12 protein-coding genes and 1 tRNA gene are annotated in these 17313 nt (G+C 70.2%); 6 read left to right on the forward strand and 7 right to left on the reverse strand.

The genetic code is table 11. The features are described 5' to 3' along the window. Window positions 1-8: 8 nt before the first annotated feature. Window positions 9-93 (reverse strand) — tRNA-Leu (locus ABZ016_RS09000). A gap of 142 nt (window positions 94-235) precedes the next feature. On the opposite strand from ABZ016_RS09000, the gene ABZ016_RS09005 reads away from it, so the two are divergent. After that, window positions 236-1573: a DUF2254 domain-containing protein gene (locus ABZ016_RS09005; protein ID WP_356915862.1), complete on the forward strand. Its 1338-nt coding sequence runs from the start codon at window positions 236-238 to the stop codon at window positions 1571-1573. A 146-nt stretch (window positions 1574-1719) separates the two neighbouring features. Here the strand turns inward: ABZ016_RS09005 and ABZ016_RS09010 are convergent, their stop codons facing one another. From ABZ016_RS09010 to sucC, 3 genes are all read right to left on the reverse strand, one after another. Then, window positions 1720-3261 (reverse strand): aldehyde dehydrogenase family protein, encoded by a 1542-nt coding sequence (locus tag ABZ016_RS09010; protein ID WP_356915863.1) that lies wholly within the window; start codon window positions 3259-3261, stop codon window positions 1720-1722. Window positions 3262-3372: 111 nt separating this feature from the next. Next, on the reverse strand, window positions 3373-4254 hold the full coding sequence (gene sucD / locus ABZ016_RS09015; RefSeq protein WP_356915864.1) for a succinate--CoA ligase subunit alpha: 882 nt from the start codon (window positions 4252-4254) through the stop codon (window positions 3373-3375). A 14-nt stretch (window positions 4255-4268) separates the two neighbouring features. Further along, window positions 4269-5399 (reverse strand): ADP-forming succinate--CoA ligase subunit beta, encoded by a 1131-nt coding sequence (gene sucC / locus ABZ016_RS09020; RefSeq protein ID WP_356915865.1) that lies wholly within the window; start codon window positions 5397-5399, stop codon window positions 4269-4271. 142 nt (window positions 5400-5541) lie between these two features. On the opposite strand from sucC, the gene ABZ016_RS09025 reads away from it, so the two are divergent. The 5 genes from ABZ016_RS09025 to ABZ016_RS09045 all read left to right on the forward strand — a co-directional run bounded on the left by ABZ016_RS09025 (window position 5542) and on the right by ABZ016_RS09045 (window position 13526). Next, a complete protein-coding gene (locus ABZ016_RS09025; RefSeq protein WP_356915866.1) occupies window positions 5542-7224 on the forward strand; it encodes a thiamine pyrophosphate-binding protein in 1683 nt (560 codons plus the stop codon). A gap of 8 nt (window positions 7225-7232) precedes the next feature. Continuing rightward, window positions 7233-8474 carry a formyl-CoA transferase gene (gene frc / locus ABZ016_RS09030; protein ID WP_356915867.1) on the forward strand — a complete coding sequence of 414 codons (1242 nt, stop codon included), beginning with the start codon at window positions 7233-7235 and terminating at the stop codon, window positions 8472-8474. A gap of 4 nt (window positions 8475-8478) precedes the next feature. Further along, window positions 8479-10623: an acetate--CoA ligase family protein gene (locus tag ABZ016_RS09035; protein WP_356915950.1), complete on the forward strand. Its 2145-nt coding sequence runs from the start codon at window positions 8479-8481 to the stop codon at window positions 10621-10623. A 121-nt stretch (window positions 10624-10744) separates the two neighbouring features. Further along, window positions 10745-12133: an OFA family MFS transporter gene (locus ABZ016_RS09040; RefSeq protein ID WP_356915868.1), complete on the forward strand. Its 1389-nt coding sequence runs from the start codon at window positions 10745-10747 to the stop codon at window positions 12131-12133. A gap of 1 nt (window position 12134) precedes the next feature. Further along, window positions 12135-13526: an OFA family MFS transporter gene (locus ABZ016_RS09045; RefSeq protein WP_356915869.1), complete on the forward strand. Its 1392-nt coding sequence runs from the start codon at window positions 12135-12137 to the stop codon at window positions 13524-13526. 67 nt (window positions 13527-13593) lie between these two features. On the opposite strand, the gene ABZ016_RS09050 is transcribed toward ABZ016_RS09045, so the two are convergent. The 3 genes from ABZ016_RS09050 to eboE all read right to left on the reverse strand — a co-directional run bounded on the left by ABZ016_RS09050 (window position 13594) and on the right by eboE (window position 17312). After that, window positions 13594-14649 (reverse strand): sugar phosphate isomerase/epimerase, encoded by a 1056-nt coding sequence (locus tag ABZ016_RS09050; protein WP_356915870.1) that lies wholly within the window; start codon window positions 14647-14649, stop codon window positions 13594-13596. An 81-nt stretch (window positions 14650-14730) separates the two neighbouring features. Next, a complete protein-coding gene (locus ABZ016_RS09055) occupies window positions 14731-16146 on the reverse strand; it encodes a nucleotide pyrophosphatase/phosphodiesterase family protein (protein WP_356915871.1) in 1416 nt (471 codons plus the stop codon). Continuing rightward, window positions 16143-17312 (reverse strand): metabolite traffic protein EboE, encoded by a 1170-nt coding sequence (eboE, locus tag ABZ016_RS09060; RefSeq protein ID WP_356915872.1) that lies wholly within the window; start codon window positions 17310-17312, stop codon window positions 16143-16145. Before eboE ends, ABZ016_RS09055 begins: the two co-directional genes overlap by 4 nt. Between the last annotated feature and the right edge of the window lies 1 nt (window position 17313).

The raw sequence follows: 17313 nt of genomic DNA on the forward strand, positions 1-17313 counted from the left end.
CTGGTCTGTGTCCGAGGGGGGACTTGAACCCCCACGCCCGATAAAGGGCACTAGCACCTCAAGCTAGCGCGTCTGCCATTCCGCCACCCGGACGAGGTGTCCGCCGCCTTGCCAGGGCTGCCCCCGGCGGCGACATGGACAACCATACCAAGGTTTCGGAGTGCCTTTCACCTGCGTTTCCTTCCGCATGGCGGCGGTCCGGGACCTTGCGCGCCGTTGCGCCTAGGGTCGCACCATGAGTAACTGGATGGTTACGCAGACCTCGTCTCCCGGTCGACGCCCGCGTGCGCTGTCACCGCTCAGGGAGCATCTGCGGGACACGTTCTGGTTCGCCCCGTTCGCCGCGATGCTGATCGTCTTCGTGGTGTGGGTGGGGGCGCAGGCGATCGACACGGTCATCGTCGACTCGCTCAAGGAGGACGGCGACTACGACACGCTCGGCGAGTTGCTGCGGTTCGCGGAGGACGCGAAGGCCGTGGTGAGCGCGGTCGGCTCGGCGATGATGACCTTCATCGGGGTGGTCTTCAGCATCTCGCTGGTGGCGGTGCAGATGGCGAGCGGGCAGTTCACGCCGCGCGTGGTGCGGCTCTTCGTGCGGAGCCGGATCACCAAGGCGACCTTCGCGGTCTTCCTGGCGACCTTCGTGCTGACCCTGCTGGTGCTGACCGCGTTCGACAGCACCGACGACCCTCGTACCGTCACGTCGGTGCCCCTGGTGCAGTCGGTCCTCACGCTCTGCATGGTCGCGCTGAGCCTGTTCCTCTTCGTGCTGTACGTGAACACCACCCTGCGGCTGATGCGGATCAGCCATGTGATCGCGCGGATCGCCACGGAGTCCTTCGCGGTGGCCGCGTCCATGCCGGTGCCGGTACCGGTGGGCGGGGAGGACGTCCTTCGCCTCGACTCCCCGACCGCGTGGGTGCCGCACGAGGGCCGGGCGGGGGTGCTGCGGGACGTGCACATCGCGCGGTTGGTGCGGGTGGCGCGCAAACACGGGGTCGTGCTGCGGCTGGTCCCGCGCATCGGGGACTTCGTGGTACCCGGTACGCCCGTGCTGACGGTCCACGGCGGCCCGGCCCCGCCCCGCAGGACGCTGCGTCACTCGGTCTCGGTGGGGGTGGAGCGGACCTACCACCAGGATCTCGGCTTCGGGCTGCGGCAGTTGTCCGACATCGCGCTGCGCGCCCTGTCACCGGCTGTCAACGATCCGACGACCGCCGTCCAGGCGCTGGACCGCGTCATCCAGTTCCTGGCCTCGCTGAGCCGGCGCCCGCTGGACGCCGTGCTGCACCGGGACCGCGGTGGTGCGGTACGGCTGGTGCAGCCCGTGCCGGGGTGGACCGAGCTGGTGGATCTCGGTTTCACGGAGGTACGGGGCAACGCCGTCGGGAGCCCGCAGGTCTCCCGGCGCATGCTCGCCGGGCTGGACGACCTGCTGCGGCTCGCCCCACCGGAGCGACGCGAGCCGCTGGTGCGCCATCGCGAGCTGCTTCGGCAGGCGGTCGACGAGACCACCGCGCCCCCGTCGGACCGCGCATTCGCCCTGCGCCCGGACCGTCAGGGCATCAGCTGACGCACGCCGGGACGACGTCCCGCGCCGGGTAGCACGAGGCGCCCCGGCGCGAGATGCAGCCGCCGCTCCTCACGGCCCCGCCCCGTTCCTGGCGCTTGCCCACCGCCATGCGGCACGAGCCCGCCCCCTCGGTGGCACGAGCCTCCTCACGGCAGGAGCTGGTACTCCGGGAAGTTCCCCGGCAGCCGCTCCCCCGCCGGTCCCCGCGTCACCGCGCGCACCAGCAGCTCACCGCCGACGAACGCGCCGCGCCAGGACGCCCCGAGCCCGCCGAACAGCTCGTCGCGGTCACCGCGGGAACGAGGGCGGCCGTCGCCGACCTTGAACGCGCGGATCTGCGGTGCGAGCCGCGCGTAGGTCGCCCGGTCGTCCGTGGACAGCGTGGCCACCAGCGCGCCGTTCGAGGCGTTCATCGCGGCCAGCAGCTCCGCCTCCGTGTCCACCAGGACGATCGTGTCGACGGGGCCGAACGGCTCCGCGTGGTGCAGTGGAGAGGACGAGGGCGGGTTGAGGAGCGTGACCGGCTGGACGTAGGCGGAGGTGTCCTGGCCGGGCAGGAAGCGCGCCCCGGACGGATCGCCGCGGTGCAGCGGTACGGCACCGCGCTCGATCGCCTCAGCGACCTGGTCCTGGAGTTCCTTCGCCTTGGCAGCGTTGATCACCGGCCCGAAGTCCAGCTCGGGGTACGGTTCGTCGGGTTTCGCCACGGCGAGCGGGTGACCGACCCTCAGTGTGCGTACCGCCGGGAGGTACGCCGCCAGGAACGCGTCGAACAGCTGCCGCTGGACGACGAAGCGCGGGTACGCCGTACAGCGCTGCTTGCCGTAGTCGAAGAGCTTGGGGATCACCGCCGTGAGCGCGTCCCAGTCCGAGTAGTTCCAGATGCCCCAGGTGTTGAGTCCCTCCTGTTCGAGTACATGCCGTTTGCCGAGGTCGGCGACGGCCGTGGCCACCGCGGCGCCGGTGTCGCGGCCGCCGACGAAGGAGACGCAGCCGATCTCGGGCGCCCGCACCAGCGCCTGGGACAGCTCGCCCCCGCTGCCGCTGACGAGGGTCACGGGTATTCCCTCGCGGGCGGCGAGCGCACAGGCCAGGGTCAGGCAGGCGACACCGCCGTCGGTCGGGGTCTTGGCGATGACCGCGTTGCCTGCCAGTGCCTGCACCAGCACTGCGTGAACGAGCACGCTCATCGGGTAGTTCCAGCTGGCGATGTTGGACACCGGGCCGTCCAGTGGGGCCCGGTCGGTGAGCATCGGTTCGATGCCGTCGACGTACCAGCGGACCCCGTCGACGGCCCGGTCGACGTCGGCCTGGGCGAGCCTCCAGGGCTTGCCGATCTCCCAGACGAGCAGGAGCGCGAGCAGCCGGCGGTGTTCGGTGAGGGCGTCGAGGGTGGCCGCGACCCGGGCCCGGCGCTCCTCGAGCGGGACGTGCCGCCAGGCGCGGTGCTGGTCGAGGGCGGCGCGCACGGCCTGGTGGGCGGTGGTTGTGTCCAGGCGCGGCGGGCCGGCGACCGGGCTTCCGTCGACGGGGCTTACGGCGGGCAGGACCCGGCCGTCCGCCCGCCAGGCGGAGTTCCAGAGGTTGAGGACCCGGTCGTCGCGGAAGGCCTCCGGGGCGACGGCGAGGCAGCGCTGCCACGCGTCGGGCCAGGAGGTGCCGGTTTTGAGGGTGAGGGTGGGTGCCATGGGGTTGCTCCGCTCTCGGTGCACAGTCGGGGGCGGGGAATCAGCCGTGATGGCCTGCTGTCGGCCTGGGAGCGCGGTGGCCCGCTGTCGGCCTCGGAACGCGGTGGCCCGCTACCGGCCTTCGAGACGCGCGAGCACCAGCTGCGCCGTCTCGGTCGGTGTGCTGCCCACACTCACCCCGGCGGCCTCCAGCGCCTCCTTCTTCGCCTGTGCCGTGCCGGACGAGCCGGACACGATCGCGCCCGCGTGCCCCATGGTCTTGCCCTCGGGTGCGGTGAACCCGGCGATGTAGCCGACGACGGGCTTGGTGACGTGCTCGCGGACGTAGGCCGCCGCGCGTTCCTCCGCGTCGCCGCCGATCTCGCCGATGAGGACGATCAGTTCGGTGTCGGGGTCGTCCTGGAAGGCGGCGAGGCAGTCGATGTGGCTGGTGCCGACGACCGGGTCGCCGCCGATGCCGACGCAGGTCGAGAATCCGATGTCGCGCAGCTCGTACATGAGCTGGTACGTCAGTGTGCCCGACTTGGAGACCAGGCCGATCCGGCCAGGTTTGGTGATGTCGGCCGGGATGATGCCCGCGTTGGACTGTCCGGGCGTGATGAGGCCGGGGCAGTTGGGGCCCACCACGCGCGTGCCCTTCTGCTGGGCGTAGGCGGTGAAGGCGACGGAGTCGTGGACGGGGATGCCCTCGGTGATGACGACCGCGAGGCCGATGCCGGCGTCGGCGGCTTCGAGGACGGCCGCCTTGGCGAAGGCGGGCGGGACGAAGACGACGCTGACGTCCGCTCCGGTCGCGCGCATCCCGTCGGCGACCGTGCCGAAGACGGGGACGGCCCGGTCGTCGAAGTCGACGGTGCGGCCGGCCTTGCGCGGGTTGACGCCGCCGACGACGTTCGTGCCGGCCGCGAGCATGCGCCGGGTGTGCTTCATGCCCTCGCCGCCGGTCATGCCCTGGACGAGGACCTTGCTCTCCTTGGTGAGGTAGATGGCCATGGTGTTCCGTCTCCTCAGGCTGTGGTGGCGAGTTCGGCGGCACGGCGGGCGGCGCCGTCCATCGTGGTGACCTGCTCGACGAGCGGGTGCGCGTGCTCGTCGAGGATGGCGCGGCCCCGGGGCGCGTTGTTGCCGTCGAGGCGGACCACGAGCGGCTTGGTGAGGCGGACGGTGTCCAGGGCCTGGACAATGCCGTCGGCGACGGCGTCGCAGGCGGTGATGCCGCCGAAGACGTTCACGAAGACGGACTTCACGGCCGGGTCGGAGAGGATGACCGACAGTCCGTCGGCCATGATCCGGGCGCTCGCTCCGCCGCCGATGTCGAGGAAGTTGGCGGGGCGCGCACCGCAGCCGGCGACCACGTCGAGGGTCGACATGACGAGGCCGGCGCCGTTGCCGATGATGCCGACCTCGCCGTCGAGCTTGACGTAGTTGAGGCCCTTGGCGGCGGCCGCCGCCTCCAGATCGTCGTCGTGCTCCGTGTCGTCCGCGCCCCAACGTGCCTGGCGGAAACGGGCGTTGTCGTCGAGCGTCACCTTGCCGTCGAGGGCGAGGATCTGCCCCTGTCCGGTGCGGACGAGCGGATTCACCTCGACGAGGAGGGCGTCCTCGCGGACCAGGACCTCCCAGAGCCGTACGAGGACGTCGACGGTCTGCGGCGGCAGTCCGGCCGCCTCGGCTATCTCGCCGGCCTTCGCGGAGGTGACGCCCTGGGCGGGGTCGACCAGGGCGCGGGCCACGGCCTCGGGCCGGCTCGCGGCGACCTCCTCGATCTCCATGCCGCCTTCCGCGGAGGCGATCGCGAGGAAGCGTCCGGCCGCGCGGTCGAGCACGTAGGACACATAGAACTCGGCCTCGATGTCCACCGGTTGGGCCAGCATCACCTTGCCGACGGTGTGACCCTTGATGTCCATGCCGAGGATCTGACGGGCGGTGAGCTCGGCGGCGGCCGGGTCCGCGGCGAGTCTCACCCCGCCCGCCTTGCCCCGGCCACCGGTCTTCACCTGCGCCTTGACCACGACACGGCCGCCGAGCCGGCGTGCGATCTCACGGGCCTCCTTGGGTGAGCCCGTCACCTCGGCCCGCGGCACCAAGATGCCGTGTTCCTCGAAGAGTTCCCTTGCCTGGTGTTCGTACAGGTCCATTTCGGCTCCTGTCTAAAAGTGCCGCACGCCCCCTGGACACCACCCACCGGATGCGGGATAACAAGCTTCATACAGTATCCGTCGACTGTATGCAATGTACTGCGAGTCGTTCCAACCCCCGACGAAGGGACAGGACTTCGCCATGCCCGACGACACCCAGGACGTAATTTCCGGTGGTCATCTCGTAGCCAAGGCACTGAAGGCCGAGGGGGTCGACCGCATCTACACGCTGTGCGGCGGCCACATCATCGACATCTACGACGGCTGCGTCGACGAGGGCATCGAGGTCGTCGACGTACGCCACGAACAGGTCGCCGCCCACGCCGCCGACGGCTACGCCCGCATCACCGGCAAACCGGGGTGCGCCGTGGTCACCGCCGGCCCGGGGACGACCGACGCGGTCACCGGTGTCGCCAACGCCTTCCGCGCCGAGTCGCCGATGCTGCTGATCGGTGGTCAGGGGGCCCTCACCCAGCACAAGATGGGGTCCCTCCAGGACCTGCCGCACGTCGACATGATGAACCCCATCACCAAGTTCGCGGCGACCGTGCCCGACACGGCGCGCGCGGCGGACATGGTGTCCATGGCGTTCCGCGAGTGCTACCACGGCGCGCCCGGCCCCTCCTTCCTGGAGATCCCGCGCGACGTGCTGGACGCCAAGGTGCCCGCGGCCAAGGCACGCGTGCCGCAGTCGGGCGCCTACCGCGCCTCGACCCGCTCGGCCGGCGACCCCGAGGCCATCGAGAGGCTCGCGGACCTGCTGGTGCACGCCGAGAAACCGGCCATCCTGCTGGGCAGCCAGGTCTGGACGACCCGGGGCACCGAGGCGGCCGTCGAACTGGTGCGTACGCTGAACATCCCGGCGTACATGAACGGCGCCGGCCGCGGCACCCTCCCGCCGGGCGACCCGCACCACTTCCAGCTCTCCCGGCGGTACGCCTTCTCGGGCGCCGACGTCATCGTCATCGTCGGGACGCCCTTCGACTTCCGCATGGGCTACGGCAAGCGGCTGTCGGCGGACGCGACCGTCGTGCAGATCGACCTCGACTACCGCACGGTCGGCAAGAACCGCGACATCGACCTCGGCATCGTGGGCGACGCCGGGCTGGTGCTGAAGGCCGTGACCGAGGCGGCCTCCGGACGCCTCAACGGCGGTGCGTCGAAGCGCAAGGAGTGGCTGGACGAGCTGCGCGCGGCCGAGCAGACCGCCCTGGAGAAGCGGCTGCCGCAGCTCAGGTCCGACGCCTCGCCCATCCACCCCTACCGCCTGGTCAGCGAGATCAACGACTTCCTCACCGAGGACTCGATCTACATCGGCGACGGCGGCGACATCGTCACCTTCTCCGGGCAGGTCGTGCAGCCCAAGTCGCCCGGGCACTGGATGGACCCGGGCCCGCTGGGCACGCTCGGCGTCGGTGTCCCCTTCGTGCTCGCGGCCAAGCAGGCGCGGCCCGACAAGGAGGTCGTCGCCCTCTTCGGCGACGGCGCGTTCTCCCTCACCGGCTGGGACTTCGAGACTCTGGTCCGCTACGACCTCCCCTTCGTCGGCATCGTCGGCAACAACTCCTCCATGAACCAGATCCGCTACGGCCAGGCCGCCAAGTACGGCAAGGACCGCGAGCGGATCGGCAACACCCTCGGCGATGTCCGCTACGACGAGTTCGCCCGGATGCTCGGCGGTCACGGCGAGGAGGTCCGCGACCCCGCCGACATCGGCCCGGCCCTGCGGCGCGCCCGCGAGTCCGGCAAGCCGTCCCTGATCAACGTCTGGGTCGACCCCGACGCGTACGCCCCCGGAACCATGAACCAGACCATGTACAAGTGAGGTGCCCGATGACCGCTACGTCCACCAAGGCCCTCGACGGCATCCGCGTCCTGGACATGACCCACGTCCAGTCCGGGCCCTCCGCGACCCAGCTGCTCGCCTGGCTCGGCGCGGATGTCGTCAAGCTGGAGGCTCCGACCGGTGACATCACGCGCAAGCAGCTGCGTGATCTGCCGGACGTCGACTCCCTCTACTTCACGATGCTCAACTGCAACAAGCGGAGCATCACCCTCAACACCAAGACCGAGCGCGGCAAGGAGATCCTCACCGAGCTGATCCGGCGCTCGGACGTCATGGTCGAGAACTTCGGGCCGGGCGCGGTGGACCGGATGGGCTTCACCTGGGACCGCATCCAGGAGATCAATCCACGGATCGTCTATGCCTCCATCAAGGGGTTCGGCGAGGGCCCGTACACCAACTTCAAGGCGTACGAGGTCGTCGCTCAGGCCATGGGCGGGTCGATGTCGACCACCGGTTTCGAGGACGGGCCGCCGCTGGCGACGGGGGCCCAGATCGGGGACTCGGGGACGGGCGTGCACGCCGTGGCGGGCATCCTCGCCGCGCTCTTCCAACGGGAGCGCACCGGTCGCGGGCAGCGGGTCAACGTGGCCATGCAGCACGCCGTACTGAATCTGTGCCGGGTGAAGCTGCGGGACCAGCAACGCCTGGCACACGGGCCGCTCGCTGAATATCCCAACGAGGACTTCGGCGACGAGGTTCCCAGGTCCGGGAACGCGTCCGGCGGCGGCCAGCCCGGCTGGGCGGTCAAGTGCGCGCCGGGGGGCCCGAACGACTACGTGTACGTCATCGTGCAGCCCGTGGGCTGGCAGCCGATCAGCGAGCTCATCGGCCGGCCCGAGCTGGCCGAGGACCCCGAGTGGGCGACGCCCGAGGCGCGGCTGCCCAAGCTGAACAAGATGTTCCAGCTGATCGAGGAGTGGTCCTCGACACTGCCCAAGTGGGAGGTGCTGGAGCGGCTCAACGCCCACAACATCCCGTGCGGGCCGATCCTGTCCACCCGGGAGATCATCGAGGACCGTTCGCTGGTCGCCAACGAGATGGTCGTCACCGTGCCCCACCCCGAGCGGGGCGAGTTCGTGACCGTCGGCAGCCCGCTCAAGCTGTCCGACTCCCCCGTGGAGGTGACCGGTTCACCCCTGCTCGGCGAGCACAACGAAGAGGTCTACGTCGGCGAACTCGGCCTCGGCGACGAGGAAGTGCGCCTGCTCAAGTCGAACGGGGTGATCTGACGTGATGGCCGAAGACCGGGTGCTGCGGGTGCGGTCCCTCCTCGACTCGGTGCGGTCCGAGGGCCGGACCGCACTGACCGCGCCCGAGGGCAAGGTGATCGCCGACGCGTACGGGATCGCCGTACCGGGCGAGGAACTGGCGACCGACGTCGAGGAAGCCGTGGCGTTCGCGGCGCGCTTCGGCGGTCCCGTCGTGATGAAGATCGTCTCGCCGGACATCCTGCACAAGACCGACGCCGGCGGGGTGGTCGTCGGGGTCGAGGGAGCGGCGGACGTACGGGCCGCGTTCCACCGCATCATCGACAACGCGCGCGCCTACGACGCGAAGGCCCGGATCTCGGGTGTGCAGGTGCAGGAGCTGCTGCCGCAGGGGCAGGAGGTCATCGTCGGGGCGGTCACGGACCCGACGTTCGGGAAGGTGGTCGCCTTCGGGCTCGGCGGAGTGCTCGTCGAGGTCCTCAAGGACGTCACCTTCCGGCTCGCCCCGGTGAAGCCCGACGAGGCGCTGTCCATGCTGGACTCGATCCGGTCGGCGGAGATCCTGCGCGGGGTGCGCGGCCAGGCGGGCGTGGACCGGTGGGCCGTGGCCGAGCAGATCCGCCGGGTGTCGGAACTCGTCGCGGACTTCCCGGAGATCGCCGAGGTGGACCTCAACCCGGTGATCGCGACGGCGGAGGGGGCCGTAGCGGCCGACATCCGGGTGATCCTCGCCGAGTCGCAGCCCACGCCCCGCCGGAAGTACTCGAGGGACGAGATCCTCGCGTCGATGCGCCGGCTGATGCAGCCGCGCTCGGTCGCCGTCATCGGCGCGTCCAACGAACAGGGCAAGATCGGCAACTCCGTGATGCGCAACCTCGTCGACGGGGGCTTCGCGGGCGACATCCACCCGGTGAACCCCAAGGCCGATGACATTCTGGGCCGCAAGGCGTACAAGAGTGTCACGGACGTTCCCGGTGAGGTGGATGTGGCGGTCTTCGCGATCCCCGCCAAGTTCGTGGCCTCCGCACTGGAGGAGGTGGGACGCAAGAAGATCCCGAACGCCGTGCTGATCCCCTCCGGTTTCGCGGAGACCGGCGAACACGAACTCCAGGCGGAGATCGTGACGATCGCCGAGCGGCACGGCGTACGGCTGCTGGGGCCGAACATCTACGGCTACTACTCGACCTGGCAGGACCTGTGCGCCACGTTCTGCACGCCGTACGACGTCAAGGGCGGGGTGGCGCTGACCTCGCAGTCGGGCGGCATCGGGATGGCCATCCTGGGCTTCGCACGGACCACCAAGACGGGTGTGTCGGCGATCGTCGGGCTCGGCAACAAGTCGGACCTGGACGAGGACGACCTGCTGACCTGGTTCGGGGAGGACCCCAACACGGAGTGCATCGCGATGCACCTGGAAGACCTCAAGGACGGGCGTGCCTTCGTGGAGGCGGCCCGGGCGACGGTGCCGAAGAAGCCGGTGGTGGTGCTGAAGGCGGGCCGTACGGCGGCGGGCGCCAAGGCGGCCGGTTCGCACACCGGGGCTCTCGCGGGCGACGACGCGGTGTACGACGACATCCTGCGGCAGGCCGGGGTCATCCGGGCGCCGGGGCTGAACGACATGCTGGAGTACGCGCGCGCGTTGCCGGTGCTTCCCGCACCCAAGGGCGACAACGTCGTGATCATCACCGGGGCCGGGGGCAGTGGCGTGCTGCTCTCCGACGCGGTGACGGACAACGGCCTGTCCCTGATGGAGATCCCGCCCGACCTGGACGAGGCGTTCCGCGCGTTCATCCCGCCGTTCGGGGCCGCGGGCAACCCGGTGGACATCACCGGGGGCGAGCCGCCGTCGACGTACGAGGCGACGATCCGGCTGGGTCTGGAGGATCCGCGCATCCACGCGCTGGTCCTCGGCTACTGGCACACCATCGTCACTCCGCCGATGGTCTTCGCGGAGCTCACCGCGCGCGTGGTGGCCGAGTTCCGGGAGCGCGGGATCGAGAAGCCGGTGGTGGCGTCCCTCGCGGGCGACGTGGAGGTGGAGGAGGCCTGCCAGTACCTCTTCGAACGAGGCGTCGTGGCGTACCCCTACACGACGGAGAAGCCGGTGGCCGTGCTCGGCGCGAAGTACCGCTGGGCGCGTGAGGCAGGGCTGTTGGGGGGCGGTTCATGAGGTGAGGGAGCGGGGGCCGGCCGACGGTGCGCGTCGGCCGGCCCCGGGACCCGCACGCGCACGGAAGGCATGGGACAGGGGGCGCTGGCCAGATCTTTCGACGCAAGGGGTGCGACACGACATGACAACGACCGATCTGCCCACAACGGTTCCCTACCGGGAGGTCACCGACGCGAACGGTCGCGTCTACCGCCTAGGTGAGACCGACATCGACATCATGGGCCGCAAGCGCAAGTGGATGGTGATCCTGCCCTGGATCGGCATGATGGGCATCTCCTCCGCCGAGTACGCGTTCGCGTCCGCCGAGGACACCCTGCACACGGCGCACAGCTGGAACAGCATGCACATCTTCTGGATGATGACCGTCTGGGTCTTCTTCCAGGCCGCGGTGGCCTTCCCCGCGGGCAAACTGCGGGAGAGCGGAAAACTGCCGGCCCGCTGGGCCATGATGCTCGGCGCGACGGGCACCCTGCTGGGCTACCTGTCCCTCGCCTTCGCGCCGCACGTGGTCTTCGCGTACATCGGCTTCAGCATGTTCAGCGGCATGGGCGCCGGCATGGTGTACGCCACCTGCGTCAACATGGTCGGCAAGTGGTATCCGGAGCGCAAGGGCGGCAAGACCGGCTTCGTCAACGGCGGTTTCGCCTACGGCTCGGTGCCCTTCGTCTTCCTCTTCAACGGCTACATGGACCTCACCAACTTCCGCTGGGTACTGGTCTCGGTGGGTGTGTTCCTGGCCGGGATCGTGGCGTGCTCCGGCTACTTCTTCAAGGACCCGCCGAAGAACTGGTGGCCCGCCTCGATCGACCCGCTCAACCCGCCGAACGACCCCCGCGCGGCCCGCTCGCTGCGGATGAACCCGCCGGCGGTCCGCCAGTACTCCCCCAAGGAGGCCTGGAAGACCGGCCGGGTGGCCCTGATGTGGTTCTGTCTGGCGTGCACGTCCGGCGTGAACATCTTCGGTATCGCCTTCCAGGTGGACATCGGCGAGGAGGCCGGGTTCGCGGGCGGCATCGTGGCGACGGCCATGTCCTTGAAGGCGGTCGTCAACGGTACCGGCCGCGGCGTCATCGGCTGGCTCTCCGACCTCTACGGCCGCAAGCGGTGCCTGCTCGTCGTCTGCCTCATCCTGGGCCTCGCCCAGTACGGCATCCTCTGGTCGGCGGAGAGCAAGAACCTGACGCTGTTCCTGATCTTCTCCGCGATCTCCGGCTTCGGCGGCGGCGCCATCTTCCCGATGTTCGCGGCGCTCACCGCGGACTACTTCGGCGAGAACAACAACGCCTCCAACTACGGCATGGTCTACAGCGCCAAGCTCGTCTCCGGTCTGGGCGCGGGCATGGGCGCCGTGGTCGTCGGCGCCTGGGGCCACTCCGGTGCCTTCATCCTGGCCGGCTCCATCTCGCTCTTCGCCGGCTGCGTGGCGCTGTTCCTGACACCGCCGGGACGCGACAAGGAAACGCGCCGCATCTCCCCCAACCCGCAACCGCTCGGCGAGGACACAGCCTGACATGACGGCAGATCCGTACGAAGCACGCACCGCCCCCTTACCCTCCGACGCCGCACACCGTCCCTACCGCGAGGTGACCGACTCCCACGGCCGTGTCTACCGCGTCGGCGAGACCGACCGGGACATCCTCGGCCACTCCCGCAAGATCATGGTGTATCTGCCGTGGATCGCCATGATGGCCATCAGCGTCTTCGAGTACGCGTACGGCTCCGCGGAGGACACCCTGTCCCACGCGCACGGCTGGACGCAGAGCAACACCTTCTGGATCCTCAGTGTCTGGGTGTTCTTCCAGGCCGGCATCGCCTTCCCGGCGGGCTGGCTGCGGGAGAAGGGCCATCTGTCGGCCCGTTCGGCCATGTACCTCGGGTCGGGCCTGTGCCTGCTGGGGTTCCTGGCCCTCTCGCACCTGAACAACGTGCTGCTGGCGATCCTCGGCTTCGGCGTGGTCGGCGGGGTCGGCGCCGGGCTCGTCTACGCCACCTGCATCAACATGGTCGGCAAGTGGTTCCCGGAGCGGCGCGGCGCCCGCACGGGGTTCGTCAACGGAGGGTTCGCGTACGGGTCGCTGCCGTTCATCTTCATCTTCAACTACGGCTTCGACACAGCGAACTACCACCGCGTCCTGGACCTCATCGGCGCCTACGTCATGATCGTGGTCGTGGTCTGCGCGTTCTTCTTCAAGGACCCGCCGAAGAACTGGTGGCCCGCGGAGATCGACCCACTGTCCTTCTCCGGGGACCGCAAGAACGCGGCGAGCCTGGCCAAGAACCCGCCCGCGGTACGGCAGTACACCCCGAAGGAAGCCATCCGCACGGGCATGCTGCCGCTGATGTGGCTCTCGGTGGTGATGACCGCCGGCGTGTCGATCTTCGGCATCTCGTTCCAGGTCGACTTCGCCAAGGACGTGGGCTTCGGCCCGCTGGTGGCGGCGTCGTCGATGGGCGTGATGGCGGTGGTCAACGGCATCGGCCGCGGTGTGGTGGGCTGGTTGTCCGACCGGTGGGGCCGCAAGTCCACCCTGGTGTTCGTCATCGTCGTACTGGGTCTCGCCCAGTTCGGCGTGATCTGGGCGGGCGACCTGAAGAGCGAGTGGCTGTTCCTGTTCTTCGCGTTCCTGTCCGGCTTCGGCGGCGGCGCGTTCTACCCGCTGTTCGCGGCGCTCACCCCGGATTACTTCGGGGAGAACTACAACGCCACCAACTACGGGCTGGTCTACAGCGGCAAGCTGATCAGCGGCCTGTTCGGCGGCGGCCTGGGCTCGATGGTGGTCGCGGCCTGGGGCTACAACGGCGCGTACGCGCTGGCCGGGGGCGTGTCGATGCTCGCCGCTCTGGTGGCCCTGCTGCTGCGCCAGCCGGGTCGCGCACCAGCTCGGGCGCTGACCTCGGGCTGACGGCCGCGGCACCGTGAGGAGGCCCCTCCCCCTTTCGGGGAGGGGCCTCCTCATGTCCGTACAGCGGTCAGCACTTCTCCCGCAGGGAGTGCAGGTGCGCGCTGGAGCGGCGCGCGAACGTGAGGGACTCGGCCGGGTTGTCGTGCTCGGCCTGCCAGTGGTGGGCCAGGCGGTGGCCGCGCAGCCGGGTCACGGCGGAGATGAACCGCTGGTAGTCGATGTCGCCGTCACCGACGTCGGTCATGCGGTAGCCGTACGGGTTCGACGGGTCGCTCACCCCGTCCTTCACGTGGAACAGCGGGTAGCGGTCGGGCTGCCTGAGGACGTAGTTCAGGGGTTCGAAGGGGGCGGGCGTGCCGTCGGGCCGCTTGGAGAAGCGGAACTGGCCGACGTACGCCCAGTAGATGTCCATCTCCAGGAAGACCAGGTCCGGGTCGGTCTCCTTGAGCAGGACGTCGTAGAGGCGGACCTTGGGGTTGTCGGTGGCGAAGGAGAACTCCTCGGAGTGGTTGTGCTGGTAGAACTTCATGCCCCGGGCCTTCGCCGCCGCGCCGTAGGTGTTGAAGTCGTCGGCGGCGCGCTTCCAGGCGTCGACGGTCGAGCCGTAGCGGAACGGGCCGGAGGCCGTGCCGATGTGCTTGAGGCCGAGGGCCTGGGCGTCGTCGAGGACCTTGGTGAGGTTCTGGGCGAAGGTGTAGGCGTTCGGGTCGTCGGAGTAGTAGCCGACGTGGCTGCCGATCGGGTTCAGGCCGTGGTTCCGTGCCAGCCGCCTGAGCTGGGCGAGGGTGATGGGGCCGGCCGAGCCCTGGGTGTAGCCGGCGAACTCGACCTCGTCGTAGCCGTACTTCTCCAGTTCCGCGAAGACGGGGCCGAAGCCGAGGGTGGAGACCTTGTCGCGGAGGCTGTAGAGCTGGATGCCGAGGCGGCCGGGCGGCAGGACGGGGCGGCCGCGGCCCTTGGCGCCGGAGGCGGTGCCGGTGGCCTCCGACGCGGTGCCGGCGGCGGTCGCGGGGGCGGCGGCGCCCAGCAGGGCGGCGGCGGTGGCTCCGGCGGCCACGCCGAGCATGCCGCGTCTGCTGAGGCGCTGGGTGAGCTCGGGGTCGGGCTGGGAGAAGCGGCTCATGCGGGGAACTCCTCGTGATCGCGGGGCGTTGTCAGTGGTGAGTGCTTCACTTGTGACCGGTCGGAACTGAGGGCTGCGGCCTCAGGCGAGTCCGGCGAGTCGGAGCAGCAGTGACTTCACATCGGTGGCCGCGACGCGGTCACCGACGGCACGGGGGGTGGAGCAGATGAGGAGCGGACCGTCGTCGTCGCTCTCCGGAAGGCGGCCGTGGCTGCCGCGAATAGGTGAGGGATCCAGGGGCACGACCGCCATGCGGTAGCGCATGCCGAGCTTCTTGCGCGCCAGTGCGGTGGCCGCCTTGACCTTGACGTAGGGGTCGAGGGGATCCATGAAGAGCTCGACCGGGTCGTAGCCGGGTTTGCGGTGGATCTCGACGAGCTGTGCGAAGTCGGGCGCGTGGGCGTCGTCGAGCCAGTAGTAGTACGTGAACCAGGCGTCCGGTTCCGCCACGGCGACGAGTTCGCCCGCGCGCGGATGGTCGAGGTGGTGGGCCTTCTTGCCCTCGTCGTCGAGGAGTTGTCCGATGCCCGGCAGGCCGTCGAGTGCGGCCCGGGTGGCGTCCAGGTCCTCGGGGCGGCGCACGTAGACGTGGGCGATCTGGTGGTCGGCGACCGCGAAGGCACGGGACGCCATCGGGTCGAGGTACTCCATGCCGTCCTGCGTGTGCACCTCCAGCAGGCCGGCGCGACGCAGGGCGCGGTTGATGTCGACGGGCCGGCTCACCCGGGTGATGCCGTACTCGGACAGCGCGACGACCGTGCGGCCCTCGGCGCGGGCGTCGTCCAGGAGCGGGGCCAGGGCGGCGTCCAGGTCGGCGGCCGCCTTCAGGGAGCGCGGGTCGTCGGGGCCGAAGCGCTGCAGGTCGTAGTCGAGGTGAGGGAGGTAGCAGAGCGTCAGGTCAGGGTGCCGGGTGTGGATGATGTGGCGGGTCGCGTCGATGATCCACCGGCTGGAGACCAGGTCCGCTCCGGGGCCCCAGAAGTGGAACAGGGGGAACGTGCCGAGTTTCTCGGTGAGTTCGTCGTGGAGTGCGGCCGGCCTGGTGTAGCAGTCGGGCTCCTTGCGGCCGTCGGCGTAGTAGACCGGACGGGGGGTGACGGTGATGTCGGTGTCGGCGCCCATGGCGTACCACCAGCAGATATTGGCGACCGTGTAGCCGGGGTGGGCGCGGCGGGCGGCGTCCCAGAGTTTGTCGCCGGCCACGAGTCCGTTGTGCTGGCGCCACAGCAGGACGTCGCCGAGTTCGCGGAAGTACCAGCCGTTGCCGACGATGCCGTGCTCCGAGGGCATGGTGCCGGTGAGGAACGTGGACTGGGCGGCGCAGGTGACGGCGGGCAGGACGGTGCCCAGCGGGGCGCGGGAGCCGGACCGGCCGAGCGCCTTGAGGTGGGGCATGTGGTCGAGGAGACGGGGGGTGAGGCCGACGACGTCGAGGACGAGGAGCGGTGTGGGGCGGCGGCCTGGGGTGTCGGGGGCCGGGTGCTCCGGGGTGCTCATGGCAGCTCCTTCAGGCCGAGGTCCGTCAACAAGTCGCGGGCGAGGGCGAGTTCGGCGGCGATGCCCTCGGCGAGCTGGGCGCGGCTCTTGGGGCGCAGCTCGGGCGGGAGGGCCTGCCACGTGTAGGTCTCGACCTCGAGGTGGCGGGTGAGCGGGGCCGGGCCGCCGACGAGCCGGGTCAGTGCGGATTTCAGGACCGGGAGTGTGGAGGTGAGAGGTGCGGCGGGGGCGGCGTGCAGGGGGACATGGAAGTGCGCCCGCCAGGGTGCCCCGTCCGGCAGGGCGTGGCCCGCGACGGCCTCGTCGAGGTCGTCGGTGGCGCGCAGGCCGGCGGCGGTGGAGGTGCGGGTCTGGTGCAGGAAGCGGGGTTCGGCGAAAGCGGCGAGGGCCTCACGGACTTCGGGGAGATGGGGGTGTTCGGCGTGCAGCGCGGCGGAGAGCTGGGATTTGACGACGGGGACGCGGGCCTCGGTGAGGGCGTCCAGGGCGGTGTGCGGGTCCTCGAAAGAGGTGGCGAGGTGGCAGGTGTCGACACAGATGCCGATGCGGTCGTGGGCGACCGCGGTGACCGGGGCGATGGCGTCGTGGGTGGTCTCGACGACGCAGCCCGGTTCCGGTTCCAGCCCGACGCGGATGGAGCGGCCGGTCAGCTCTTCGATGGCGTCGAGGCGTTCGGCGAGGGTGCGCAGGGCGGTGCGGGCGGTCTCCGCGCGCTCCTCGTCGTACGCGGTGCGCCAGGCCAGGGGCAGGGTGGAGATGGTGCCGTCGGTGACGTCGTCGGGAAGGAGTCCGGCGAGGACCCGGGCCAGGGCGGTGGTGTGGCCGAGGCGCTCGGGGTCGGCCCAGTCCGGCTTGTAGACGCGGTACTTGACCTCCTCGGCACCGAAGCCCTCGTAGGGGAATCCGTTGAGGGTGACGACCTCGAGGCCGCGCCGGTCGAGCTCGCCCCGCAGGCCGCGCAGTGCGGACGGGTCGGTGTGCAGGGTGTGGGCGGCGTCCTTGGCGAGCCACAGACCGATGCCGAGCCGGTCGCGGCCCAGGCGGCGGCGCACGGGTTCGCAGTGGTCCCGGAGCTGGGCGAGGACACCGTCGAGGGTTTCGGCGGGGTGGACGTTGGTGCAGTAGGCGAGGTGGACGGTGGAGCCGTCGGGGTGCCGGAAGCGCATG

The organism is Streptomyces sp. NPDC006372, from assembly GCF_040612515.1.
In the GTDB taxonomy this organism is placed as follows: domain Bacteria; phylum Actinomycetota; class Actinomycetes; order Streptomycetales; family Streptomycetaceae; genus Streptomyces.